Genomic DNA, 24667 nt, shown 5'->3' on the forward strand with positions numbered 1-24667 from the left:
GCCCCGCGGGCCGTTAGCGTGGTGCCGTGCGCCGGCTGGGACCCGAGGAGACGTCCGGGCTGACGATCCTCGTCGTCTGCCTGGCCGTCGTCGTGCCCGTGCCGTTCGTGGCCGGGCCGGAGCGGATGCTCGTGCCGCTGGCCGTCTGGGTCCTGGCCGCGGCCGCCTGGCTCGCCGCGACCGCCGTCGCCGTGCTGCGCCCGCCGCGCACCCGGGCCGCCTACGCCGGCCTCGCGGCCCAGACGCTGCTGACCGGGGCCCTCGTGATCACGGTGCCCGGCATCGGGTGGCTGCCCATCCTCCTGGTGGTCGGCGCGGCGCTGAGCACCTACGTCGGACCGACGCGGGTCACGGCGGCCGTGATCGCGACGAACACGGCGGCCCTGCTCGTCGCCTACCTGCTCGCCCCGGGGCAGCCGCGGGTCGTCGAGATCCTGCTGGCACTGGGCCTCTACCTGCTGCTGCAGGTGGCGAGCGCCGCGGTGAGCGTGGCGCTGCAGCGCGAGCAGCGCATGCGCACCGAGCTGACCGTCGCGCACGCCGAGCTGGCGGCCGCGGCCGTGCTGGACCAGGAGGCGACCCGCGCGTCGGAGCGGCTGCGCATCTCCCGAGAGCTGCACGACCTCATCGGCCACCAGCTCACCGTGCTCACCCTGGAGCTGGAGTCCGCCGCCCACCTGCCCGGCGAGCGCGGCGCCGAGCACGTCGAGCGCGCCCGCGTCGTGGCCCGCGAGCTGCTGGGCGACGTGCGCGCCACGGTCGGCGAGCTCCGGCGCCGCGCCCCCGACCTGCGCGAGGCCCTCGACGAGGTCGCCGCCGCCGTGCCCTCCCCGCGGGTCGAGGTGCGCGTCGCCGAGGACGTCGTCGCCGACGAGGAGCAGACCGCCGCCCTGGTGCGCGTCACGCAGGAGGTGGTGACCAACGCCGTCCGGCACGCCGAGATGGCCACGGTGCTGCGCATCGAGGTGAGCGCGGGCGACGACGGCGCGCTGACGTTCGTGGCCCGCGACGACGGCCTCACGTCCGGGCCGGTGCGCCTCGGCCACGGGCTGGCCGGCATCGTTGAGCGCGCCGAGGCGCTGGGCGGCGGCGCGACCTTCGACGCGACGTCGGGGTTCACCGTCGAGGCGCGGCTCGCCGGGCGGGCTGCGTCGTGACGGGCGTGGTGCCCGGGACGGCCGCTGCGGCGCCGGACCCCGTGCGGCTCGTCCTCGCCGACGACCAGACGCTCGTGCGGCACGGCATCCGCAGCCTCCTGGAGATCGCCGGGGGCATCGAGGTCGTCGCCGAGGCGGACGACGGCGCGGCGGCGGTCGCGGCGGTGCGGCAGCACGAGCCGGACGTGCTGCTGCTCGACCTGCGCATGCCCGGCCGCGACGGGATCTGGGCGCTGGAGACGCTGCAGGCCGAGGGGGCAGGCGTCGCCGTGCTCGTGCTGACCACCTTCGACGACGACGCGCTCGTGCTGCGTGCGCTGCAGGCCGGGGCGCGGGGCTACCTGCTCAAGGACGTCACGTTGGAGCAGCTCGCGGGCGCGGTGCGCACCCTGGCGGGTGGCGCGACCCTGGTGCAGCCCGCGGTCACGGCCCGGCTCCTGCGCGCGGTCCGCTCGGGTCCCGCGCCCGCGGACGGCGTCCCGGCCGACCTCACGGAGCGCGAGCGCGAGGTGCTGCGGCTCCTGGCGCAAGGGTGGTCCAACCGCGAGATCGCCGACGCGCTGTACCTGGCCGAGGGCACGGTGAAGAACCACGTCTCGAACGTGCTGCTCAAGCTCGGCGCCAGGGACCGCACGCGGGCCGTCCTGCTCGCGCTGCAGACCGGCCTCCTGGCCTGAGCGGTCCGGGGTCGCTCCCGCGCGGGGCATACTCGACGCCGTGGAGATCCCCGTCGTCTGGTCCGTCGTCCTGCTCGTCGCCGCCCTGTGGAACCTGGCCGTGTGGCCCTCGTTCTGGCGGCGCGTGACCAAGGACCCCCGCGCCCGCGACGCCGCCGGGCGCCCGACCCGCTTCTTCACCGTGCACGCGGTGCTGGTGGGCGTCTCGATGGTGCTCGCCCTGCTCGTCGGCGTCGTGGGCGTGCTCGGCCTGGTGGGCTGACCCGGCGCCGTGCCCTGGCGCGTGTCCGCAGGTCGCGTGACGATGGTCACATGAGGGCGATCTGGAAGGGCGCCGTGACGTTCGGCCTCGTCAACGTGCCGGTCAAGCTGTACAGCGCGACCGAGGACCACGACGTGCCGCTGCACCAGGTGCACGACGCCGACGGCGGGCGCATCCGGTACCGGCGCGTGTGCGAGCTGGACGGCGAGGAGGTGCCGTACCAGCACATCGACCGCGCCTACGACGACGGCGAGCGCACCGTGGTGCTCACGAAGGACGACTTCGCGGCGCTGCCGGCGGAGGCGAACCGGGAGATCGAGGTCGTCGAGTTCGTGCCGAGCGACCAGATCGACCCGATCATGCTCGACCGCACCTACTACCTCGAGCCGGACTCCAAGAGCCCGAAGGCCTACGTGCTGCTGCGCCGCACGCTGGAGGAGACGGACCGCACGGCGATCGTGAAGTTCGCGCTGCGCCAGCGGACCCGGCTGGCGGCGATGCGCGTGCGCGACGAGGTGCTGGTGATGCAGACGCTCCTTTGGGCGGACGAGGTGCGCGAGGCCGCGTTCCCGTCGCTCGACGGCTCGGTCACCGTCTCCGACAAGGAGCTGGCGATGTCGGGGCAGCTCGTCGCCAGCTACGAGGCCGACTTCGCGCCCGAGGAGTACGAGGACGAGTACCAGGCGCAGCTGCGTCAGCTCATCGACGCCAAGATCGAGCAGGGCGACGCGCTCGACACGTCGGAGACGTTCGGCGAGCAGCCGGAGAAGGAGGACGCCGACGTCATCGACCTGATGGAGGCCCTGCGGCGCAGCGTCTCGGGGTCGAAGGGCGGGTCGACGGGGAGCTCGCGGTCCGGCTCGAAGGGCGCGTCCGACGAGAAGGCGCCGGCGAAGAAGGCCGCGGCCACGAAGCCGGCGGCGAAGAAGTCCGGCACGTCGTCGACCGCGAAGAAGCCGGCCGCGAAGAAGTCGTCCGCCAAGAAGCCGCCGGCGACGAAGGCTCCGGCCAAGAAGTCGTCGTCGAAGGCCCCGGAGCGCAAGACGGGCTGAGCCCGGTCGACGGCCGCCGTCGCCGGCCGACGACGACGGCGGCCTCACGCCGGCGTGCGCCCCGAGGAGCGTGCCGCGGCGGCCTCGCGGACGAGGACGAGGAGGTCGTCGATGTCGCCGTCGTCGAAGTTGCTCGCACCGAACGACGCGAGCGCGTAGAGGCCCTCGCCCATGAGGGAGACGGCGCGGGCGAGCACCGGGTCGCCGACCTCCTCGCGCACGGTCTCGGTCCAGGCGGCCTGCGCCTCGTCCAGCACGTCGCGGGCGCGCGGGTACGCGCCCTGCGCGAGGCGCGACGCGGCGAGGTAGACGAGGCCGAACTGCCCGTCGATGACCGTGGACGTGCGCAGGAGATAGTCCGCGGCGCCCTCGGGCGCGCCCCGCATGATCTCGACGTCCGCCGAGGTGAGCTCTGCGAGGTGGTCGAGGAGGCCGTCCACGAGGGCGTCCTTGGACGGGAAGTGGTACAGCAGCCCGCCCTTGGACACCCCGGCCCGGTCCGCGACGGCCTCCAGCGTCGCGGAACGCTCCCCGGACTCGACGAGGAGCTCGGCGAACGCGCGCAGGACCTTGGCTCGGGCAGCGGGGGGAGGCGGCATGTCGACCAGCCTAGTGGCGGAGTGTTACTGTACCGGCTGGACGGTGCGGAAGTTCGGCATCACCATGTCGCCCCGGCCGTCCGCAGCGTGTGAAAGGCACCTCAGGTTCAGACATGGCTCAGACCCAGGTGACGACGCACCCCACCTCCTCGACGACGACCCGTCCTGTCCTCGCGCGCCCCGCCGGCGCCGGGCGGCGCTGGGCGGCGCTCGTCGTGCTGATGCTGCCGGTGCTGCTCGTCTCGATCGACAACACGGTCCTCAGCTTCGCCCTGCCGCAGATCTCGGAGGCGCTCGCCCCGGGCGGCACCCAGCTGCTGTGGATCGTGGACGTGTACCCGCTCGTGCTCGCGGGGCTCCTCGTGCCGATGGGCTCCGTCGCGGACCGCATCGGCCGCCGGCGCCTGCTGCTGATCGGCGCGGTCGGCTTCGCCGTCGTGTCCGTGGTCGCCGCCTTCGCGCCCACGGCCGGCGCGCTGATCGCCGCGCGCGCGGGGCTCGGGCTGTTCGGCGCGACCCTCATGCCGTCCACGCTGTCGCTGCTGCGCAACGTGTTCACCGACCGCGACGAGCGCCGGCTCGCCATCGCGATCTGGGCCGCCGGCTTCGCCGCGGGCTCCGCGGTGGGGCCGATCGTCGGCGGGCTGATGCTCGAGCACTTCTGGTGGGGCTCGGTGTTCCTCCTGGCGGTGCCCGTGCTGGCGCTCATGCTCGTGCTCGCGCCGGTCTTCGTGCCCGAGTCGCGCGACCCGGCGCCGGGCCCCGTCGACCCGGTCTCGATCGTCCTGGTCATGGCCGCGATGACGCCGATCGTGTTCGGCATCAAGACCCTCGCCAAGGGTGCGCTGCCCTCCCTCGGCCTCGCAGCGATCGCCGTCGGGCTGCTCATGGGCGTGCTCTTCGTGCGCCGGCAGCTGCGCCGTCGGAACCCCATGCTCGACGTGCGGCTCTTCACGGTGCCCGCCTTCACCGGCAGCGTGCTCGTGAACCTGTTGTCCGTGTTCTCGTTGGTCGGCTTCCTGTTCTTCGTGTCGCAGGACCTCCAGCTCGTCATCGGGCTGTCGCCCGTGCAGGCGGGACTGGTGCTGCTGCCGGGCACCGTGGCGATGGTCGTCGCGGGGCTGGCCGTCGTGAAGGTCGTGCGCCGCGTGCGGCCGTCGCACGTCGTCGCCGCGGGCCTCGCGCTGTCCGCGGTCGGCTACCTCGTCACGGCGCTCGTCGCCGGGCGCGGCGAGGCCGGCTGGCTCGGGCTCGCGTTCGTCGTCCTCGCGATCGGCGTCGGCTCGGCCGAGACGGTGTCGAACGACCTCATCGTCTCGACCGTCCCCGCGGCCAAGGCGGGCGCGGCGTCCGCGATCTCCGAGACCGCGTACGAGGTCGGCGCCGTGCTGGGCACCGCCGTGCTCGGCGGGATCCTCACCGGGTCGTACCACGCGAACGTCGTGGTGCCGTCGGGCGTGGGTGCCGCCGACGCGGCGTCGGCGGCCGAGACGCTCGGGGGCGCCACCAGCGTGGCGGCGGACCTGCCTGCCGGCCAGGCGCAGGCCCTGCTCGACTCCGCCCACGCGGCGTTCGGCAGCGGCGTCGTCGTGACGTCCGCCATCGGCTTCGTGGCGGTGCTCGTCGCGGCCGGGATCGCGCTGACGACCCTGCGCGGCACGGAGGCCTGAGGTGTCCTGAGCGCAGGGTCACACCCCGCGACGGCGGCGCCACCGGCGAGGACGGTGGCGCCGCCGTCCGTGTTCGGCGAGGGTGGACGCGATGAGCGACCAGCACGACGAGCCCACCCCGAGCGACTCCCCGCCGGACGCTCCGGTCGAGGCACCCTCGGAGAAGGCCGCGGAGACGGACGCAGACGCGACGTCGTCCGGCGCGAGGGCCGGGCGCGCCCGCCGGACGCCGCCGCGCTGGCTGCGCTGGACGCTCGCCGGGGTGGCCGCCGCGCTGGCCTGCCTCGTCTTCGGGGTGAGCACCGCCACCGCGGAGCTCGGCTTCGGGCCCCACGAGGCCGTGTACTCGGTGACCAACGACAGCCTCGTCGTGGTCGACCTGGGGCCGCTGGGCACCCTCGAGATCGACTCGCCGCTCCCGCTGGGGCTGGGCGTGGACGTGGTGGTCAAGGAGATCCCCGCCGACCTGACGACGGTGGGCGCGGCCAACACCCTCACCGCCCTGAGCCAGGACCTCGAGAGCTACCTGCAGTTCTTCTCCAGCCCCGACGTCGCGGTCCGCAGCGTTGCGCTCGCGCTGGTGGAGAACGCCCTGTGGCGCTCGCTGGGCGCCGCCGCGGTGCTGGTCGTCGCGGGCTTCGCCGTGCGGTGGCTGCTGGGGCCGGCGCGACGGCGCGAGCTCGCCGACGCGATGGCCCCCCGGACGGGCGAGATCACCGCGGGCGTGGCGGTCGTCGCCCTCGTCGTGACGACGGTCTCGTCCGGCGCCGTCGGCAGCACCTCCCAGGGGCAGCCCGCGTCGCCCGTCTTCGCCGGCACGGCGCTCGAGGGAGCGCGGATCACCGGGCGCCTCGCCGGCGTCATCGACACCTACGGCGGGCAGCTCGTGAAGCTGTACCAGGACAACGAGGACTTCTACGCGGACGCGGACGACGACCTGTCGGCGGCCTGGGACGCCCGGCCCGCCTCCGAGGCGGCGGCCTCCGCGGCCGACGCCGGCACCCTGTTCGCGTCGCCCGGCCCCGCCGAGCCCACCGCGCCGGCCGCGCCGCCGCGCGTCGCGCCGAGCGGGGGCGGCGAGGACGGGCCGGTGACGCTCGTCGTCATCTCCGACCTGCACTGCAACACCGGCATGACGCCGCTGATCCGCACGACGATCGAGCGCTCCGGCGCCGACGTCGTGCTCAACGCGGGCGACACCACCATGAACGGCACCTCGGTCGAGAAGGTGTGCGTGGACTCGTTCGCGTCGGCCGTGCCGCGCGGCGTGCCGATGGTGGTGGCGGACGGCAACCACGACTCGCAGGTCACGTCGGGGCAGGAGGCCGCGCACGGCCAGAAGATCCTCGACGGCCAGGTGATCGACGTCGAGGGGGTGCGGATCCTCGGCGACCGGGACGCGCTCGAGACGCGTGTCGGCGTGGGCACGAACGTCGCGCGCGAGCGGACCCCGGAGCAGCAGGCGTCGGACCTCGCCACGACCGCCTGCGAGGATCGGGACGGCGTCGACCTGCTGCTCATCCACACGCCGCCCGTGGGGCTGGACGCCCTCGAGACGGGGTGCGTGCCGTTCCAGGTGTCCGGCCACACGCACCGCCGGTCCGGGCCGGAGCAGGTGGGCCAGGGCATCCGGTACGTCAACGGGTCCACCGCCGGCGCGGCGCCCAACCAGCCGACCGTCGGGCCGCTGCACGGCACCGCCGAGATGACCGTCCTGCGCTTCGACCCCACCACGCGGCGGATGCTCGACGTGCAGGTCGTGAGCGTGACGCCCGACGGCGCGGCGACCGTGGGGGAGCGGGAGCCGGTGCCGGAGGTCGCGCCGCCCGCCGCCGACGCCGCCCCCTAGGCCCGGATAGGCTCGGGGCCGTGCCCGAAACCTCGTCATCCGCACCTGCCGTCGACCCGGACGAGCTCACCCCCGTCGCCCAGGACTACCTCAAGGCGGTCTGGTCGGCGCAGGAGTGGTCGGACGAGAAGGTCACCACGGGGCTGCTGGCGGACCGGCTGGGCGTCGGGCCGTCCACCGTCTCCGAGACGGTGCGCCGCCTGACGACGCAGGGGCTGCTGGGCCACGAGCCGTACGGCGGCGTCTGGCTCACCGAGCTGGGGCGCCGCTACGCGCTGGTCATGGTGCGCCGGCACCGGCTGCTGGAGACGTGGCTGGTGCGCGACCTCGGGTACGCCTGGGACGAGGTGCACGACGAGGCCGAGGTGCTGGAGCACGCGGTGTCGGAGCGCCTGGTGGAGCGGATCTCCGCGCGGCTCGGTCACCCGGAGCGCGACCCGCACGGCGACCCGATCCCGCTCGCCGACGGCCGCGTGGTGCGCCCGGACGCCGTGCCGCTGGTGGACCTCGAGGCGGGCGCCGGGGGAGTGGTCGCGCGGATCTCCGACGCGGACCCCGAGGCGCTGCGCTACCTCGCCGACCTCGGCATCGACCTGGACCTGCCGGTGCGGCTGACGTCGCGCCGGGAGTTCGCGGGGACGGTCGGCGTCACGTGGGAGGCCGACGGGCGCGAGGTCGGCGTGGACCTCGGCCTGCTGGCGGCCTCGCGCATCTGGGTGGTGCCCGCGTAGGCTGCCGTCGTTCCCCGACGACGTGAGCGCTGGACGGCGCGCCGTCGTCGCGGCCTCGCGTCGAAACGATTCGAGACCGAGGAGAGGCGAGTGGCCTCCACGACCACGCCCGCGCGCGCCGCGTCCGCGCGCGCACCCCGACCCGAGCACGTCGGGGCGGCGCTGTTCGCGCTCGCCGTCGGCGGCTTCACGATCGGCACCACCGAGTTCGCGACGATGGGCCTGCTGCCGCAGATCGGCGCGGACCTGGGCGTCAGCGACCCGGTGGTGGGCCACGCGATCACCGCGTACGCCGTCGGCGTGGTCGTCGGCGCGCCGCTGCTGACCGTCGCCGCCGCGCGGATGTCGCGCAAGCGGCTGCTGCTGTGGCTCATGGGCTTCTACACCGTCGCGAACGTGCTGTCGGCGGCGGCGCCGACGATCGAGTGGCTGGTCGCGGGGCGGTTCCTCGCCGGCCTGCCGCACGGCGCCTTCTTCGGCGTCGGGGCCGCCGTCGGCGCGGCCGTGGCCGGGCCGGGGCGCCGCGGGCACGCCGTCTCGATGATGATGACCGGCCTGACGATCGCGAACGTCGTCGGCGTGCCGCTGTCCACGGCGGTGGGGCAGAGCCTCGGGTGGCGGGCCGCGTTCGTGGTGATCGGGGTGCTCGGCGCCGTGACGCTGCTCGGCATCTGGCGCTTCGTGCCCGAGCACGGGCGGGTGGACTCCAGCGTGCGGAAGGAGCTCGGCACCCTGCGCAACGGGCCGCTGTGGATCTCGTTCGCGGCGGGCGCCATCGGTTTCGGTGGGCTGTTCGCCGTCTACACCTACGTCGCGCCGACCGTCACCAAGGTGGCGGGCATGTCCGAGAGCGCCGTGCCCTGGGTGCTCGCCGTCTTCGGCGTCGGCATGACGGTCGGCACGCTGCTGGGCGGCCGGCTCGTGGACCGCCACGTGCTGCGCACGGTGATCGGCGGGTTCGTCGCGACCGCGGTGTCGCTGGTGCTGTTCGCGCTGGTGGGGACGTCGGCCGTGGGCGCGGTCGCCGGCCTGTTCCTCATCGCCGTCACCTCCCAGACCCTGGGCCTGGCGATGCAGACCCGGCTCATGGACCTCTCGCCGCGGGCGCAGTCGCTCGGCGCCGCCCTGTGCCACTCCGCCCTGAACATCGGCAACGCGAGCGGGGCGTTCTTCGGCGGCCTCGTCATCGCCGCGGGGTACGGCTACCTCGCGCCGGCATGGGTCGGCCTCGCGCTCACCCTCGTGGGCCTGGCGATGGTGCTGGCGTTCGGTCGGCAGCGCGTGCCGCACGCGGGCTGACCTGCGCCCGGGAGGTCCGGCGCGGCCGAGCCCCCAGGATCGTGCGGTACGGTCGCGCCCGTGAGCCCGAGCGTGCGCGACGAGACCCACGACGACGACGGAGCGGCCGCGGCCGCCGTCCTGCCCGCCCCGCGTGGCCTGACCGCCCGCACGTACGGCGTGCTGCTGACGGTGCTGGGCGCGATCGGCTTCGGCGCGGCGTCGTGGCTCGCGATCGAGGAGTACCTCAAGCTGCTCGACCCGAACCGGGTCACGAGCTGCAGCTTCAACATCTTCCTCGACTGCGGGGTCGCGATGCAGTCGTGGCAGGGCACGCTGCTGGGCTTCCCCAACCCCTACCTGGGTGTCGCCGCCTTCCCGGTGGTCATCACGACGGGCGTCGTGCTGCTCACGGGCGCCACGCTGCCGCGCTGGTACCACCGGAGCCTGCTCGCCGTCACGGTGGCGGCGCAGCTGCTCATCTTCTTCCTCATGTGGTCGAGCTTCTACGCGCTGGTGCGGCTGTGCCCCGCCTGCATGGTCGTCTGGACGATCCTGTGGCCGCTGCTGTGGTTCCAGATCGTGCACGCCGTGCAGGAGGGCCACCTGCCCGCGAGCGACGGCCTGCGGCGCGCGGTCGTGCGCAACCGCGGCCTGGTGCTGATCATCGGGTACGTCGTCGCCGTGGGGTGGCTGCTGCTGGCCGTCGGCCGCCCGCTCGTCGAGTCGTTCGGCGCCTGAACCGGGCGGGTGGAAAACCGGCCGGGGCCTGCACGTCCGGCCGGTAGACTCGCCCGGGTGAGCACGCCCGACACCGCACCCTCCCGGCCCGAGGCTCCGACCGCCTCTTCCCACGAGCCCGCGCACCGCTACACGCCCGCCCTCGCGCAGCAGATCGAGGAGCGCTGGCAGGACCTCTGGGAGGAGCGGGGCACCTTCTGGGCGGCCAACCCGAAGGGTGCGCTCACGGACGGCGACGGCGAGAACTCTGCCGGCACGCCGTTCTTCATCATGGACATGTTCCCGTACCCGTCCGGGGCCGGGCTGCACGTCGGACACCCGCTGGGCTTCATCGCCACGGACGTCGTGGGCCGGTTCCGCATGATGAACGGCGAGAACGTGCTGCACGCGCTGGGCTACGACGCGTTCGGCCTGCCCGCCGAGCAGTACGCCGTGCAGACGGGGCAGCACCCGCGCACCACCACCGAGCAGAACATCGTCACCATGAAGCGCCAGATGCGGCGCCTGGGCGTGGCGCACGACGAGCGCCGCACGTTCGCCACGATCGACCCGGAGTACGTGCGCTGGACGCAGTGGATCTTCCTGCAGATCTTCGACTCCTGGTACGACGCGGAGGCCGACGGCGGCACGGGCCGCGCCCGCCGCATCGCCGAGCTGCGCGCCGAGCTGGAGTCGGGCGCGCGCGCCGTCCCCGGCCACGACGGCGACAACGCCGGCGGGGCCGTCTGGGCCGCGCTGTCCGACGACGAGCGGCGCGACGTGCTCGACGCGCAGCGCCTGGCCTACGTCGACGAGTCGCCCGTGAACTGGGCGCCCGGCCTGGGCACGGTGCTGGCCAACGAGGAGGTCACGGCCGACGGCCGCTCCGAGCGCGGCAACATGCCCGTCTTCCAGAAGTCCCTGCGGCAGTGGAAGATGCGCATCACCGCGTACGCCGACCGCCTGACGGACGACCTGGAGCTCATCGACTGGCCGGAGAAGGTCAAGTCGATGCAGCGCAACTGGATCGGCCGCTCCACGGGCGCGAACGTCCGGTTCGACGTCGTGGGCACGAGCGACGACGACGCGGCCGGCGCCGGCGCGCAGGTCGAGGTGTTCACCACCCGCCCGGACACGCTGTTCGGCGCGACGTTCATGGTCGTGGCGCCGGAGCACCCGCTGCTGGACGAGGTCCCCGTGGCCTGGCCGGACGGCACCAAGAGCGTCTGGACCGGCGGGCACGCCAGCCCGGCCGAGGCCGTCGCCTCGTACCGCCGCGAGGCGGCCGCCAAGACCGCCGTCGAGCGGCAGGCCGACGCCGGCAAGAAGACCGGCGTCTTCACCGGGCACCTGGCCGTCAACCCGGTCAACGGGGCGACGATCCCCGTGTTCACGGCCGACTACGTGCTGATGGGCTACGGCACCGGCGCGATCATGGCGGTGCCGGGCGGCGACCAGCGCGACTTCGACTTCGCCGAGGCGTTCGAGCTGCCCGTCGTCCGCACGGTCGAGCCCGCCGACGGCCTGCCGGACGACTTCGCCGGCGCCTACACGGGCGACGGCGTGGCCGTGAACTCCTCGAACGACGAGATCAGCCTGGACGGGCTGGGCGTGGCCGCGGCCAAGGAGAAGATCGTCGCGTGGCTGAGCGCCCGCGGCGCCGGCGAGGGGACGACCACGTACCGCCTGCGCGACTGGCTGTTCAGCCGGCAGCGCTACTGGGGCGAGCCGTTCCCCATCCTGTGGGATGAGAACGACCGCCCGGTCGCGATCCCGGCCGAGATGCTGCCGGTCGACCTGCCCGACGTGCCGGACTACGCGCCGCGCACGTTCGAGCCGGACGACGCCGACTCCTCGCCCGAGGCCCCGCTGGGCCGCAACGACGAGTGGGTGAACGTCACCCTGGACCTGGGCGACGGGCCCAAGACCTACCGCCGCGACACCAACACGATGCCCAACTGGGCCGGGTCGTGCTGGTACTACCTGCGCTACCTGGACCCGACCGACTCGACCGACGGCCCGTCGGACGGCACCGCCGTCGTCGACCCGGAGCTCGAGTCGTACTGGATGGGCCCGAAGCACAACCCGACGTCCGGCCCCGCCGGGGGTGTCGACCTGTACGTGGGCGGCGTGGAGCACGCGGTGCTGCACCTGCTGTACGCGCGGTTCTGGCACAAGGTGCTGCTGGACCTGGGCTACGTGTCCTCGCTGGAGCCGTTCGGCAAGCTGTTCAACCAGGGCTACATCCAGGCGTACGCCTACACCGACGCCCGCGGCGCCTACGTGCCCGCCGCCGAGGTGGAGGGCGACGAGCAGTCCGGCTTCACGTACCGGGGCGAGCCCGTGAACCGCGAGTACGGGAAGATGGGCAAGTCCCTCAAGAACATCGTCACGCCGGACGAGATGTACGAGCAGTACGGCGCCGACACGTTCCGCGTGTACGAGATGTCGATGGGCCCGCTGGACCTGTCGCGCCCGTGGGAGACGCGCGCCGTCGTCGGGTCGCAGCGCTTCCTGCAGCGGCTGTGGCGCAACGTCGTGGACGAGGAGACGGGCGCGCTGGTCGTGACCGACGACGAGCCCGACACCGCCACGCTGCGCGCGATGCACCGCGCGATCGCGGACGTGCGCGTCGAGATGGAGCACATGCGGCCCAACACGGCGATCGCGAAGCTCATCACGTACAACAACCACCTCACGTCGCTCGAGCGGGTGCCGCGCGCCGCCGTCGAGCCGCTGGTGCTCATGGTCGCGCCGATCGCCCCGCACATCGCGGAGGAGCTGTGGCAGCGGCTCGGGCACGGCGGCTCGCTGGCGCGCGAGCCGTTCCCCACCGCCGACGAGCAGTACCTGGTCGAGGACACCGTGACGTGCGTCGTGCAGGTCAAGGGCAAGGTGCGCGGGCGCCTCGAGGTGTCGCCGTCCGTCTCGGACGCCGACCTGGAGGCCGCCGCGCTGGCCGAGCCCAACGTGGTCCGCGCCATCGACGGGGCCCCGGTGCGCAAGGTGATCGTGCGCGCGCCGAAGCTCGTCAACATCGTCGTCTGAGTTGGCGACCGTCCGCCTCGAGGGCGCCCTGGCACGCAGCCAGGGCGCCTTCGGCACGCCCTCGCTGGCCCTCCTGCACCGCAAGGAGGGGCCGCTGGTCGTGGCCCTGCTGTCGCTGATCTTCACGCCGGGTCGCGCCACCGTGCCGACCGAGCAGATGCACGTGGAGGTCGAGGACCTGCTCGCCGAGGCCCGTGCCGCCGGCCACGACGTGCCCGACGACGCCGCCCGGGCGCTGTGCTCGCGCTGGGTGGCGGGCCGCTGGCTGGTGCGCGCGCTCGACGACGACGGCGTCGAGCAGTACCAGGTGAGCTCGCACGCGGCGGAGGCGCTCGCGTTCGTCGACCGCACGCAGGGCGCACGCGCCCTGGTGAGCGAGTCGCGCATCCGCACGCTGCTCGTGGCCCTGGACGGGCTCGCGCGGGACGCTCGCCCCGACCGGGAGTCGCAGCAGCGGGCCCTGCGGGAGCAGGTGGCCCGCGCCCGCGCCGAGATCGCCGAGGCGGAGGCCGAGCTGGCGCGCCTCGAGGCCGGCGGACCCGTGGTGCAGGCGCCCACGGACCGGCTGGTCGAGCAGTTCGACAACGTGGCCGCGCTCGTGCGCGAGCTGCCCGCCGACTTCGCCCGCGTGGCCGAGTCGATCGCGGAGCTGCAGCGCAGCATCGTGGTGAGCCTGCGGCAGGACGAGCGCCCCACGGGCGAGGTGCTGGGCACCTACCTCGAGGCCTCCGACTCGCTCATGCAGCGCACGCCCGAGGGCCGCGCCTTCTCCGGGGCGATGGAGCTGCTGCGGGACCCGGAGCTGCTCGGGAAGGTCGACGAGCGGGTCCGGGCCGTGCTGGCGCACCCGTTCGCCGCGGACCTACCGGCCGACCGCCGGGAGTCGGTGCGGGCCCTGTACTCGCAGCTCCTGGCCGCCGTCGACGGCGTCCTCGACGCCCAGGCGCGCGCCTCGCGGACCATCACGCAGCAGCTCACGGTGCACAACCCGCTGCGCGACCGCGAGCTCGACGCCGCGCTGCGCGAGGCGACCGCCGCCATGGCCGAGTGGTTCCCGACGTCGGGCCGCGCCGCGCGCGTCGAGCCGCTGCGCTGGCTCGAGCGCGCGCGCCTCGGGCGCTTCCGGGCCCAGCTGCACGACCTGCGCCCCGACACGCCGCCCGACGCGCTGGCCGACCTCGACGACCCCGGCCACGACACCGGCGGCGAGCCCGGGCAGGTCCTGGGTGGGCTGCGCGGCATGGGCGGCCCGCGCTACGAGGAGACCGCCGCCCACGCGGCGCGCGTGCTGCGGGACCGCGGCGACGCCACGGCGGACGAGGTGTTCGCGGCCGGGCCGGCGGAGCTGCGCCGGCCCGTGGAGCTGCTGGGCTACCTGGAGCTGGCCGCGCCGGACGCGCTCGACGCGGCGCTCGCTCCCGGCAGCGACGACGGGGTCGGCGACGTGCCGGCCGCCCGGCTGCGCCGGGTCACGACGGTGCGCGCCGACGGCAGCACGCGCGACCTGGTGCTGCCGAGGGTGCGTCTCGCAGCGCATGATGTCGCGCCCGACGACCTGCCTGACGACGAGGAGGACGCATGACCGGCACGACGACCGAGCCCGCGAACGAGCCCGCGGACGACACGGCGGACGACGGCGCGGTGTTCGTCGAGGCGCCCGCGATGGCGGACGACGACGCGGCGCTGTTCGCCGGCGACACCGGCGTGCTGCCCTACGAGGCGCGCCGCGCGCTGGCGCTCGTGCTGCAGCGGCGGTACCTGTCCGCGGCGGCGCACCCGGCGGAGTGGAAGGCGCTGCTGGCGCACCAGAACGTGCTCGCCTCCCGCTGCCACGACCTCTTCGTGGAGCTCGTCGTCGACCGCGACTACGAGATCGCGTACAAGCGGCAGGTCCGCGAGGCCGGGCTGAGCATCCCGGTGCTGCTCAAGGACGAGCCGTACAAGCGGGTCGAGACGCTGCTCATGCTGTTCGCGCGCAACCGCTTCCGGCAGGAGCAGGGCGCGGGGGAGCGGGCCGCGCACGTCGACGCCGAGGAGCTGGTCGACTACGCGCTCGGCTTCCTCGCCGCGGACGAGACCAACCTGGCGGCGCGCCGGCGCGAGGTCGACAACGCGGTCGCGACGCTCGTGCGCGAGCACGTGCTCGACGAGGTCGCGGAGGGCCGCTACCGCGTGCAGCCGGTCGTGGAGATCCTGCTGCCCGTGGAGCGGCTGCGGGAGCTGGCCGCCTGGCTGCGGGATCCGTCGGTCGAGCCCGTCGAGACCACCGACCCGCTGGTTGAGCCCGTCGAAACCCGCGTCCCTGGATTTCGACAGGCCCAATCACCGGAATCGCTGGCCGAGCCCGTGGACGAGGACGAGGAGGCCCGCGCGTGACGATCACGAGCGACCCGGCGGAGCAGGTGGCCGCGCCGCGCATGCAGCAGTCGCTGTTCGGGCTCATCCCCACGGCGTCGGACGGGCGGCAGTGGACGGCCCGTTCGATGCAGCTGGTGAGCTGGGGCGGCTACCACGGCTACCACGAGGTGCGGTTCGCGGGCACGACGACGCTGCTCACGGGCGCGTCCGGGTCCGGCAAGTCGACGCTGCTGGACGCGTACATCGCGCTGATGATGAGCCACACGACGCCGTTCAACGGCGCGTCGAACACGGCGACCAGCGGGCGGGCGCGTGGGCAGGAGCAGCGCAACGTCGTCTCGTACGCGCGCGGCAAGCTCGACGAGGAGCGCACGGCCGGGTCCGCGAAGGCCAAGGACCGGGTGCTGCGCGGGGAGACGTCGGACACCTGGTCGGCGATCGCGATGACGTGGGCCTCGCAGGCGGGCGAGCGGTTCACGGCGCTGCGCGCCTGGTACGTGCCGCGCGGCGCGCAGCGCGCCGACGAGACGGTGGCCGTGCGCGCCGTCGTCGAGGCCGACTTCAGCCTGCGCGACCTCGAGCCGCTCGCGGCGCAGCGGTTCGGCAAGGCCGGGCTCACGGCGGCCGGGCTGACGACGTTCGACACGGACAAGGCGTTCGCGACCCGCCTGCACGCCGCGCTCGGCATCGGCGCCGCGGGGGACGGCGAGAAGGCGATGCAGCTGCTCGGCCGCATCCAGGCCGGCCAGCAGATCACCACGGTGGACTCGCTGTACAAGGCGATGGTGCTGGAGGAGCCCGAGACGATCCGGGTGGCCGAGCGCGCCGTCGAGCACTTCGACGAGCTCAGCGAGGTGCGCGCCGAGATGGACACGGCGCAGCGGCAGGTGGACGTGCTGCGCCCGATGCTGGAGCACCGGGCGGCGATCGACGCCGCCGTCGCGCGGCGTCGGCTCGTGGACGCGCTCGGGCCGGACGGCGGACCCGGCGGCACCGACCCCGGTGCGGTCACGCCGTTCACCGCCTGGCGCGACCGCACCCAGCTGGACCTGCTGCGCGCGGGCGAGGCCGAGAACCGGGCCCAGCACAAGGTCGCGGCCGAGCGGGTCGCCGTCGCCGAGGAGCGGCTCGCCGCCGCCCAGGGCGAGCTCGAGCAGGTGCGGGCCGACCAGCGCCGCAACGGCGGCGACGCCATCGAGGCCGCAGAGCGTGACGTGCGCACGGCCGAGCAGCGGCTGGCGGAGGTCCGGCGCGCCCGCGCCGAGCTCGAGGGACACCTGGCGCCGCTGGAGCGGGAGGTCGGCACGCGCCGGGAGCTGGACGCCCTGCACGCCGACGCCCGTCGGTACCTCGACGAGCGCGACACCCACACCGACGCGCTGTCCGAGGCCGTCGTGGAGGCCTCCGCCCGCGAGAAGGAGGCGATGCGGTCCCTCGCGGAGCTGGAACGCGAGGAGGCGTCGCTCCGGGCGCGGCGCGGCAACGTGCCGCGCGAGCTGCACGAGGCGCGCGAGGCGCTGGCCCGGGCCGCCGGCCTGCGCCCCGAGGACGTGCCGTTCGTGGGCGAGCTGCTCGAGGTGCGCGGCGAGTACGAGCCGTGGCGCGACGCGATCGGGCTGGCCCTCGGGGGCTTCGCCGTCACCGTGCTGGTCGACGAGGCACGGCTCGACGCGTTCCGGGCCGCGATCGACTCCGTCCGCTCCCCGGTGCGCGTGCGCTTCGAGGGCGTCCCCACTGGCCTGGCGCTGCACGAGGAGACCGACCGCACGCTGTTGCCCGGCCGGCTCGAGGTCAAGGCCGGGCCGTTCGGCGGCTGGCTGGCCGGGCGCCTGGCGGAGCGGTTCGCCTACGTGTGCGTGGACGACGCCACGGAGCTGGCGCGCCACGACCTCGCGCTCACCCGCTCGGGCCAGACGTCGGAGGGCCGTCGGGGCGCGCACGGCGGCCAGGGGCGGGCGTCGGTGCTGGGCTTCAGCAACCACCGGCGGCTCGAGCAGCTCGCCGAGCAGATCGCCGCGGCCCACCAGGAGCTGCGGCAGGCGTCCGAGGCGCTCGCGGGCGCCCGGCTACGGCAGAAGGGCGAGGCCGACCACTTCGTCGCGTACAGCCACGCGCTGCGCGCCGCGTGGGAGGACGTCGACGTGCGCGGCGCCGAGGAGCGGCTCGCCGAGCGGCGGGAGCGGCTCGAGGCGCTGGTCGCGGGCTCGGACGTGCTCCGCGCGCTCAAGGCCGACGAGGACGCCCTGCGCGCCCGCGTCGACGAGCTGTACCGCGAGCGGGCCGCCGCGCAGCAGCGCGTCACCGAGCTCGGCGCCGCGTGGGAGCAGCTCAGCGACCAGGTGGACCAGGTCGCCGACGCCGTCGAGCGGGCCGACGACGAGGGCGTCGAGCTCACGGGCGAGCAGGAGCGGCACCTGGCCGAGCTCATGGCCCAGGTCGGCTGGTCCGGCGTGGCGGGCACGTCGGGCAGCGGCCTCGCGGACCTCACCACCGCCGTGGCCGCCGTCGTGCGGGAGCTGCACCACGAGCGCGACGCGGCGCAGGAGGCGGAGCAGGCTGCGCGCGCGGCGCTCGCGGCCCTGTTCGAGCGGTTCAACGACACCTGGCCCGACCCGAACCGCAGCGCCGACCCCGACGGCGCGTACGCCGACTTCCTGCGGATCTACGAGGACCTGGAGTACCAGCAGCTGTACCGGCTGCGCGACCGGTGGTCGGCGCACCTGCGGCAGATGTCCGGCGACCAGCTCACCCGGCTGAACAACGGCATCGCGCAGGCCGTCGCCGAGATCCGCGACCGCATGGAGCCCGTGAACGCGATCCTCGCGACGCTGCCGTTCCGCGACGAGGCGCACCGCCTGCGCATCACCGCCACCCCGGTCGAGGCGTCCGACGTCGTCTCGTTCCGGCGGCGGCTGCGCGAGCTGGCCACCGCCCCGGCGGGCGACGTCCCGCTCGCCGAGCACGAGCGCCGGTACGACCGGATGCGCCGCCTCATCGACCGCATCCGCCCGGACAGCCCGGAGCGACGGCGCCTGGTGGACGTGCGTGACCACGTGCGGGTGAGCGCGGAGTGCGTGGACCTCGATGGCAACCACGTGAGCGTCTACGACCACATCGCCGGCAAGTCCGGCGGCGAGTCGCAGGAGCTCGTCGCGTTCATCGTCGGCGCCGCCCTGCGCTACCAACTCGGCGACGCCGGCGCGGAGCGGCCCCGGTACGCGCCGGTCTTCCTCGACGAGGCGTTCATCAAGGCCGACGCCCGGTTCGCCGGCCGCGCCGTCGGCGCGTGGCGGGGGCTCGGGTTCCAGCTGATCGTCGGCGCCCCGCTGGACAAGGTCAGCGCGCTGGAGCCGCACGCCGACGTCGTGCTGCAGGCCATCAAGGACGCCGGCGGCCGGTCGCGGCTGGTGACGCTCGTGGGGGAGTGACGACCGGTCGGCGGCGGGCCGCGCCGCGGGCGCGACCCGTGTGTACTGTCGTGACGTGACCGAGACCACGCCGCTGATCACGAGCCCGGAACCGACGGTCGAGGGGTTCGTGCGCGAGTACCTGCACGAGCTCAACTTCAGCCAGGGCACGATCCTGGAGCGGGCCACGGCCAACGACCGGTACCTGGCGCTCGCGCGCACGGTGCGGCACTACCTCATGTCCCGGTGGATGCAGACCACGGTGAGCCAGTACCGCACGCAGTCGAAGGCGGTGGCCTACCTGTCGGCGGAGTACCTGCTGGGCCGCCAGCTCGACAACGCGCTCATCGCGACCGGGCTGGAGGAGGTGGCCGCGGAGGCGCTCGCCAGCCTGGGGCTCGACCTCGGCGAGCTGCGCGAGGTCGAGGTGGAGCCGGGGCTCGGCAACGGCGGGCTCGGCCGGCTCGCGGCGTGCTTCGTCGACTCGCTGGCGACGATGAGCGTGCCCGCGATCGGGTACGGCATCCGGTACGAGTACGGCATCTTCCGGCAGACGTTCGTCGACGGGCGCCAGGTCGAGGAGCCGGACACGTGGCTCGACAACGGCGACCCGTGGGAGTTCGCGCACCCCGAGCACGAGGTGACGGTGGGCTTCGGCGGCCACACCGAGAAATACACCGACGACGACGGCCGCGAGCGCTCGCGCTGGGTGCCGGGCTGGCAGGTGCTCGGCGTCCCGTACAACTCGATGGTGCCGGGCTACCGGAACGGGCGCGTCAACACGTTGCGGCTGTGGAGCGCGCGGGCCACGCACGCGTTCGATCTCAAGATCTTCAACTACGGCGACTACGCCGAGGCCGTGCGGTCCCAGACGTTCGCCGAGAACATCTCCAAGGTGCTGTACCCGGAGGACTCCACGCCGCAGGGCAAGGAGCTGCGGCTCCAGCAGCAGTACTTCTTCGTGGCCTGCTCCATCCGGGACTTCATCGACCAGCTGCTGCCGGACGGCTTCGACCTGCACGACCTGCCCGACCGCATCGTCTTCCAGCTCAACGACACCCATCCCGTCATCGCGATCCCCGAGCTCATGCGGATCCTCGTGGACGAGCGCGGCTTCGAGTGGGACGACGCCTGGCAGGTGACGCAGCGCTGCTTCGCGTACACCTGCCACACGCTGCTGCCGGAGGCGCTGGAGGTGTGGCCGGTCGAGCTGGTGGGGCGCCTGCTGCCCCGGCACCTGGAGATCATCTACCGCATCAACGACGAGTTCCTCGCCCAGGTGCGCGAGCGCTCGGGCGGGAACGAGCTGCTGGTGCGGCGCATGTCGATCATCGCCGAGCACCCCGAGCGGTCGGTCCGGATGGCGTACCTCGCGACGGTCGGCGGCTCGAAGGTCAACGGCGTCGCCGAGCTCCACTCCCAGCTGCTGCGCGACAAGGTGCTCGCCGACTTCGCCGCCTTCTGGCCCGAGAAGTTCACCAACGTCACCAACGGCGTGACGCCGCGGCGGTTCGTGAAGCTGGCGAACCCGGGGCTGTCCGGCCTGATCACGGAGGCCATCGGCGACGGCTGGGTCACGGACCTCGACCGGCTGCGCGAGCTCGAGCCCTTCGCCGACGACGCCGAGTTCCGCCGCCGGTTCCGCGAGGTCAAGGCGGCGAACAAGGACCGTCTGGTCTCGCTCCTGGCCGCGCGCGACGGCATCGCGGTCGACCCGGCCACGATGCTCGACGTCATGGTCAAGCGACTGCACGAGTACAAGCGCCAGCTGCTCAAGCTGCTGCACGTCGTGACGCTGTACGACCGCATCACCTCCGGGGAGCTCGAGCTCGGCGACGTCACGCCGCGCACCGTCGTCTTCGGGGCGAAGGCCGCCCCCGGCTACGTGATGGCGAAGGAGATCATCGCGCTCATCAACCACGTGGGCGCCGTGGTCGCCGCGCACCCCGACGTGTCCCGGGTGCTGCGGGTCGCGTTCCCGGCGAACTACAACGTCACGGTCGCGGAGACGCTCATCCCTGCCGCCGACCTGTCGGAGCAGATCTCCCTGGCCGGCAAGGAGGCGTCCGGCACCGGGAACATGAAGTTCGCGCTCAACGGCGCGCTCACGATCGGCACCGACGACGGCGCGAACGTCGAGATCCGGAAGCTCGTCGGAGACGAGAACTTCTTCCTGTTCGGGCTCACCGAGCCGGAGGCGAGCGCCGTCGCGGAGGCGGGCTACCGGCCGTCGTCGTACTACGAGGAGAACGCCTCGCTGCGCCGGGCGCTGGACCTGATCGCGCGCGGCGCGTTCTCCGGCGGCGACGCGTCGGTCTTCGAGCCGGTCGTGTCCAACCTGCTCACCGAGGACCGCTTCATGGTGCTCGCGGACTACCAGGCGTACCTCGACGCGCAGGAGCGGGTGGAGCGCGCCTACGCCGACCCGGACGCGTGGAGCCGCTCGGCCGTGCTCAACGTGGCCCGCTCCGGCTTCTTCTCCTCCGACCGCTCCGTGCGCGACTACCTCGACCGCATCTGGCACGCCGCGCCGCTCACGGCCGACTGACCGGATCGGCTCCGGCGGCGCCGGGCTCAGCGGCGCCGGCGGGTGCCGAACACTGTGCGGGTGATCTCGCGCGCCAGGGTCGTGCCGACCGTGGTGAGGATCGCGTCCATCGGGCTGCGCGCGCGGCTGCGCGACGTCGAGCCGGAGGCTGGACGAGGCGCCTTCTCGGCCTGCCGGCGCGCCTTCTCGGCCTCCTTCTCGAGCTCGGCGGCGCGCTCGGCCGCGTCACGGGTCGCGGCGTCCTGCGCGGCCCGGGCCTGCAGCAGCTCGTACGCGGACTCGCGGTCGACGGCGGCGCCGTAGCGCGCCTGGCCGGGGGAGGCCGCGACGGCGGCGTCGAGCACCTGCTGCGGTGCGGGATCCATCGACGCCTGGGGTGCGCGCACCCGCGTCCAGGCCACGGGCGTCGGCGCGCCCTTCTCGTCGAGCAGCGTGACGACGGCCTCGCCGGTGCCGAGCGACTGCAGCAGCCGCTCGAGGTCGTAGGGCGAGGTGGGGAAGGTGCGGGCGGCCGCCCGCAGCGCCTTGGCGTCGTCGGGCGTGAAGGCGCGCAGCGCGTGCTGCACGCGGTTGCCGAGCTGGGCGAGCACGTCGGCGGGCACGTCCTTGGGGGACTGGGTGACGAAGAAGACGCCCACGCCCTTGCTCCGGATGAGCCGCACCGTCTGGACGACCTGCTGCAGGAACTCCTTCGACGCCCCCGTGAACAGCAGGTGCGCCTCGTCGAAGAAGAACACGAGCCGCGGCTTGTCGGGGTCGCCCACCTCGGGCAGCTCCTGGAACAGCTCGGCCAGCAGCCACATGAGGAACGTGGAGAACAGCGCGGGGCGGTCCTGCACGCCGGGCAGCTCCAGGGCGGAGATCAGCCCGCGGCCGTCCGCGGCGGTGCGCAGCAGGTCGGCGGTCTCGAACGCCGGCTCGCCGAAGAAGACGTCGCCGCCCTGCGCCTGCAGCCCCACGATCTCGCGCAGGATGACGCCGGCGGTCGCGGCCGAGACTCCGCCGATGCCCTTGAGCTCCTGCTTGCCCTCGTCGGAGGTGAGGTACGTGATGGTGGCCTGCAGGTCCTTGAGATCGAGGAGCGCCAGCTGCTGCGTGTCGGCCCAGTGGAAGATCAGCTCCAGGCTGGAGGACTGGGTCGCGTTGAGGCCCAGCACCTTGCTGAGCAGCAGGGGTCCGAAGTCCGTGACGGTCGTGCGGATCGGCACGCCGGTGCCGAGCCCGCCGAGCGAGTAGAACTCGACGGGGTACGACGTCGGCGTCCACTCCTGCCCGATGCTCGCCGCGCGCTCGGCGACCTTCGGGTCGTCCGGCCCCTCGACCGCGAGACCGGAGAGGTCGCCCTTGATGTCCGCGAGGAACACCGGGACCCCCTGGGCGGACAGGCCCTCGGCCATGCCCTGCAGCGTCTTCGTCTTGCCGGTGCCCGTGGCGCCCGCGACGAGCCCGTGCCGGTTGAGCGTCGCCAGCGGGAAGCCGACCTGGACCCTCGGGTCGGGGGTGGGGTCTCCACCGAGCGGGCCGGACAGCAGGGCTCCGAGCGGCAGCGTCGGGGCGTCGGAGGCGTACCCCGCGCGGACCTCGTCGGCGTAGGACGCCGGCGCGGCGGGCTCGGCGTCCGGCTCCGCCGGCCCCGCGCCCTCCGGCGAGGGAGCGGTGACGGCGTCGGGCACGTCGGCTGCGGGTGCCGCGTCCCGGCTCGCGGCCTCCGCCGCCTCGAGCGCGGCCTGTGCGGCGGCCGCCTTCGCCTCGGCCGCCTCGGCGGCGGCCTGCGCGGCGGCCGCACGCAGCGCGGCGAGGTCGGCGTCGTCGGTGGGCGGTGTCCCCTCGGCCATGGCCCGCACGCTAGCGCGCGGCCGTGACGGGTGCGCGGCGAGCGGACGCCCGATTGAGAATGGTTCTCACATCTGCTTCACTGGTCGCGCACCTGAGAAGCGTTCTCAAGTGCTCCCTTCGTGCTGCCCAGACCTGGAGAGAGTCATGCCTTCCACCACCCGAACGCACCGAGCCCCCGGCGCGCGCCGCCTGCCGGCGTGGGGGCTCGCCGTGGCCTTCCCCGCCGCGCTCGCCGGCTGCGCCTCGGGCGAGCCCGCCGGAGCGGGCGCGTCCGAGCCCGCGGCCGAGACGACGACGCAGGCCACCGAGGCGGCCGCGCCCACCGCGCGGATCGCCCTCACCTACGACGGCGGCGTCGTCGTCCTGGACGCCCAGACGCTCGAGCAGGTCGCCGACCTGCCGCTCGACGGCTTCACCCGGCTCAACCCCGCCGGCGACGGGCGCCACCTGCTCGCCTCCACCACCGGCGGGTTCCGCGCCCTGGACCTCGGCACCTGGGCCGAGGCGCACGGCGACCACCACCACTACTGGACCGCCGAACCGCGCCTCACGGACGTCACCTACGCGGCCGAGGAGCCCGGTCACGTCGTCGTGCACGACGGGCGCACCGTCCTGTTCGACGACGGCACCGGGCAGGTGACCGTGCTCGACTCCGCCCACGTCGGCGAGGGGGCGACACCCGCGCGGGAGCTCACGACGCCGTCGGCGCACCACGGGGTCGCCGTCGAGCTCGGCGACGACTCGCTGCTCGTCACGGAGGGCACCGAGGAGTCGCGCTCGGGCGTGCGCGTCCTGGACGCCGACGATCAGGAGATCGCGGCGAGCGACGACTGCCCGGGCGTGCACGGCGAGGCCGTCGCGGCCGACGAGGCGGTGGTCGTGGGCTGCGAGGACGGCGTCCTCGTCTACTCGGGCGGCGAGCTGACCAAGGTCCAGGCGCCGGATGCCTACGGCCGCATCGGCAACCAGGCCGGGTCGGAGGAGTCGCCGGTCGTGCTCGGCGACTACAAGACGGACCCCGACGCCGAGCTGGAGCGGCCCACGCGTGTCTCGCTCGTCGACACGCGCACCGGCGAGCTCTCGCTCGTGGACCTGCCCGCCAGCTACACCTTCCGGTCCCTCGCGCGAGGCGACGACGGCGAGGCGCTGGTGCTGGGCACCGACGGCGCGCTGCACGTCATCGACCCCGAGAGCGGGGAGCTCGAGGCGTCGATCCCCGTGATCGACGCCTGGGAGGAGCCGCTCGAGTGGCAGGAGCCCCGCCCGGCGGTGCTCGCCCTCGACGGGTCCGTGTACGTCACCGACCCGGCGACGCAGTCGGTGCACGCCGTCGACGTCGAGTCGGGTGAGGTGTGGACGTCGGTCCGGCTGGACGTCGCCCCGAACGAGATCTCGGGCGTCCCGGGCGGCGTCGGGGCCGACGGGTCGCACGACTCGCACGACCACGGCGCGCACGACGACGAGTGACCGCACCG

General features: G+C 74.1%; 17 protein-coding genes. 15 read left to right on the forward strand and 2 right to left on the reverse strand.

Annotated elements, in window-relative coordinates; translation table 11 throughout:
- The first annotated feature begins 26 nt into the window (after window positions 1-26).
- Genes AAG589_RS01485 through ku form a run of 4 tightly spaced genes read left to right on the forward strand, consistent with a single transcriptional unit; the run spans window position 27 to window position 3148 of the window.
- Window positions 27-1157 carry a sensor histidine kinase gene (locus AAG589_RS01485; RefSeq protein ID WP_430565481.1) on the forward strand — a complete coding sequence of 377 codons (1131 nt, stop codon included), beginning with the start codon at window positions 27-29 and terminating at the stop codon, window positions 1155-1157.
- Window positions 1154-1834, forward strand: coding sequence for a response regulator transcription factor (locus AAG589_RS01490; protein ID WP_430565482.1), 681 nt, complete (start codon window positions 1154-1156; stop codon window positions 1832-1834). Before AAG589_RS01485 ends, AAG589_RS01490 begins: the two co-directional genes overlap by 4 nt.
- Before the next feature lie 40 nt (window positions 1835-1874).
- Complete coding sequence (locus AAG589_RS01495) at window positions 1875-2096, forward strand: SCO4848 family membrane protein (protein WP_429732194.1); 222 nt, start codon at window positions 1875-1877, stop codon at window positions 2094-2096.
- Between the two features lie 50 nt (window positions 2097-2146).
- The gene (ku, locus tag AAG589_RS01500; protein WP_430565483.1) at window positions 2147-3148 is read left to right on the forward strand and encodes a non-homologous end joining protein Ku; all 1002 of its coding nucleotides are present in this window, start codon (window positions 2147-2149) and stop codon (window positions 3146-3148) included.
- A gap of 44 nt (window positions 3149-3192) precedes the next feature.
- Here the strand turns inward: ku and AAG589_RS01505 are convergent, their stop codons facing one another.
- Window positions 3193-3747 carry a TetR/AcrR family transcriptional regulator gene (locus AAG589_RS01505; protein ID WP_430565484.1) on the reverse strand — a complete coding sequence of 185 codons (555 nt, stop codon included), beginning with the start codon at window positions 3745-3747 and terminating at the stop codon, window positions 3193-3195.
- A 113-nt stretch (window positions 3748-3860) separates the two neighbouring features.
- On the opposite strand from AAG589_RS01505, the gene AAG589_RS01510 reads away from it, so the two are divergent.
- The 10 genes from AAG589_RS01510 (at window position 3861) to AAG589_RS01555 (ending at window position 21356) form a co-directional block, all read left to right on the forward strand.
- The gene (locus AAG589_RS01510; RefSeq protein WP_430565485.1) at window positions 3861-5417 is read left to right on the forward strand and encodes an MFS transporter; all 1557 of its coding nucleotides are present in this window, start codon (window positions 3861-3863) and stop codon (window positions 5415-5417) included.
- A 91-nt stretch (window positions 5418-5508) separates the two neighbouring features.
- Window positions 5509-7266, forward strand: a complete 1758-nt coding sequence (locus AAG589_RS01515; RefSeq protein ID WP_430565486.1) for a metallophosphoesterase family protein — start codon at window positions 5509-5511, stop codon at window positions 7264-7266.
- Window positions 7267-7286: 20 nt separating this feature from the next.
- Complete coding sequence (locus AAG589_RS01520) at window positions 7287-7997, forward strand: metal-dependent transcriptional regulator (protein WP_430565487.1); 711 nt, start codon at window positions 7287-7289, stop codon at window positions 7995-7997.
- 90 nt (window positions 7998-8087) lie between these two features.
- Entirely contained in the window at window positions 8088-9296 is a 1209-nt protein-coding gene (locus AAG589_RS01525) for an MFS transporter (protein ID WP_430565488.1), read from the forward strand.
- Between the two features lie 60 nt (window positions 9297-9356).
- Window positions 9357-10016: a vitamin K epoxide reductase family protein gene (locus AAG589_RS01530; protein WP_430565489.1), complete on the forward strand. Its 660-nt coding sequence runs from the start codon at window positions 9357-9359 to the stop codon at window positions 10014-10016.
- A gap of 57 nt (window positions 10017-10073) precedes the next feature.
- The gene (gene leuS, locus AAG589_RS01535) at window positions 10074-13043 is read left to right on the forward strand and encodes a leucine--tRNA ligase (RefSeq protein WP_430565490.1); all 2970 of its coding nucleotides are present in this window, start codon (window positions 10074-10076) and stop codon (window positions 13041-13043) included.
- A 1-nt stretch (window position 13044) separates the two neighbouring features.
- Complete coding sequence (locus AAG589_RS01540) at window positions 13045-14625, forward strand: DUF3375 family protein (protein WP_430565491.1); 1581 nt, start codon at window positions 13045-13047, stop codon at window positions 14623-14625.
- Window positions 14622-15419, forward strand: a complete 798-nt coding sequence (locus AAG589_RS01545; RefSeq protein ID WP_430565492.1) for a DUF4194 domain-containing protein — start codon at window positions 14622-14624, stop codon at window positions 15417-15419. Before AAG589_RS01540 ends, AAG589_RS01545 begins: the two co-directional genes overlap by 4 nt.
- The gene (locus tag AAG589_RS01550; protein WP_430565493.1) at window positions 15416-18829 is read left to right on the forward strand and encodes an ATP-binding protein; all 3414 of its coding nucleotides are present in this window, start codon (window positions 15416-15418) and stop codon (window positions 18827-18829) included. Before AAG589_RS01545 ends, AAG589_RS01550 begins: the two co-directional genes overlap by 4 nt.
- A 55-nt stretch (window positions 18830-18884) precedes the next feature.
- Entirely contained in the window at window positions 18885-21356 is a 2472-nt protein-coding gene (locus AAG589_RS01555; protein WP_430565494.1) for a glycogen/starch/alpha-glucan phosphorylase, read from the forward strand.
- A 26-nt stretch (window positions 21357-21382) separates the two neighbouring features.
- On the opposite strand, the gene AAG589_RS01560 is transcribed toward AAG589_RS01555, so the two are convergent.
- Window positions 21383-23191, reverse strand: coding sequence for a helicase HerA-like domain-containing protein (locus AAG589_RS01560; protein WP_430565495.1), 1809 nt, complete (start codon window positions 23189-23191; stop codon window positions 21383-21385).
- A gap of 145 nt (window positions 23192-23336) precedes the next feature.
- Between AAG589_RS01560 and aztD the strand changes: the two genes are divergently transcribed.
- The gene (gene aztD / locus AAG589_RS01565; RefSeq protein ID WP_430565496.1) at window positions 23337-24659 is read left to right on the forward strand and encodes a zinc metallochaperone AztD; all 1323 of its coding nucleotides are present in this window, start codon (window positions 23337-23339) and stop codon (window positions 24657-24659) included.
- Window positions 24660-24667: the final 8 nt, after the last annotated feature.

Origin of the sequence: Isoptericola sp. F-RaC21 (assembly GCF_038593535.1) — a bacterium.
In the GTDB taxonomy this organism is placed as follows: domain Bacteria; phylum Actinomycetota; class Actinomycetes; order Actinomycetales; family Cellulomonadaceae; genus Isoptericola.

Excerpts from the sequence above, each read along its gene's own strand:
- AAG589_RS01505 (WP_430565484.1), bottom strand. The coding sequence starts at position 3,747 with ATGCCGCCTCCCCCCGCTGCCCGAGCCAAGGTCCTGCGCGCGTTCGCC.
- AAG589_RS01545 (WP_430565492.1), top strand. The coding sequence starts at position 14,622 with ATGACCGGCACGACGACCGAGCCCGCGAACGAGCCCGCGGACGACACG.
- AAG589_RS01515 (WP_430565486.1), top strand. The coding sequence starts at position 5,509 with ATGAGCGACCAGCACGACGAGCCCACCCCGAGCGACTCCCCGCCGGAC.
- aztD (WP_430565496.1), top strand. The coding sequence starts at position 23,337 with ATGCCTTCCACCACCCGAACGCACCGAGCCCCCGGCGCGCGCCGCCTG.
- ku (WP_430565483.1), top strand. The coding sequence starts at position 2,147 with ATGAGGGCGATCTGGAAGGGCGCCGTGACGTTCGGCCTCGTCAACGTG.
- AAG589_RS01560 (WP_430565495.1), bottom strand. The coding sequence starts at position 23,191 with ATGGCCGAGGGGACACCGCCCACCGACGACGCCGACCTCGCCGCGCTG.
- AAG589_RS01510 (WP_430565485.1), top strand. The coding sequence starts at position 3,861 with ATGGCTCAGACCCAGGTGACGACGCACCCCACCTCCTCGACGACGACC.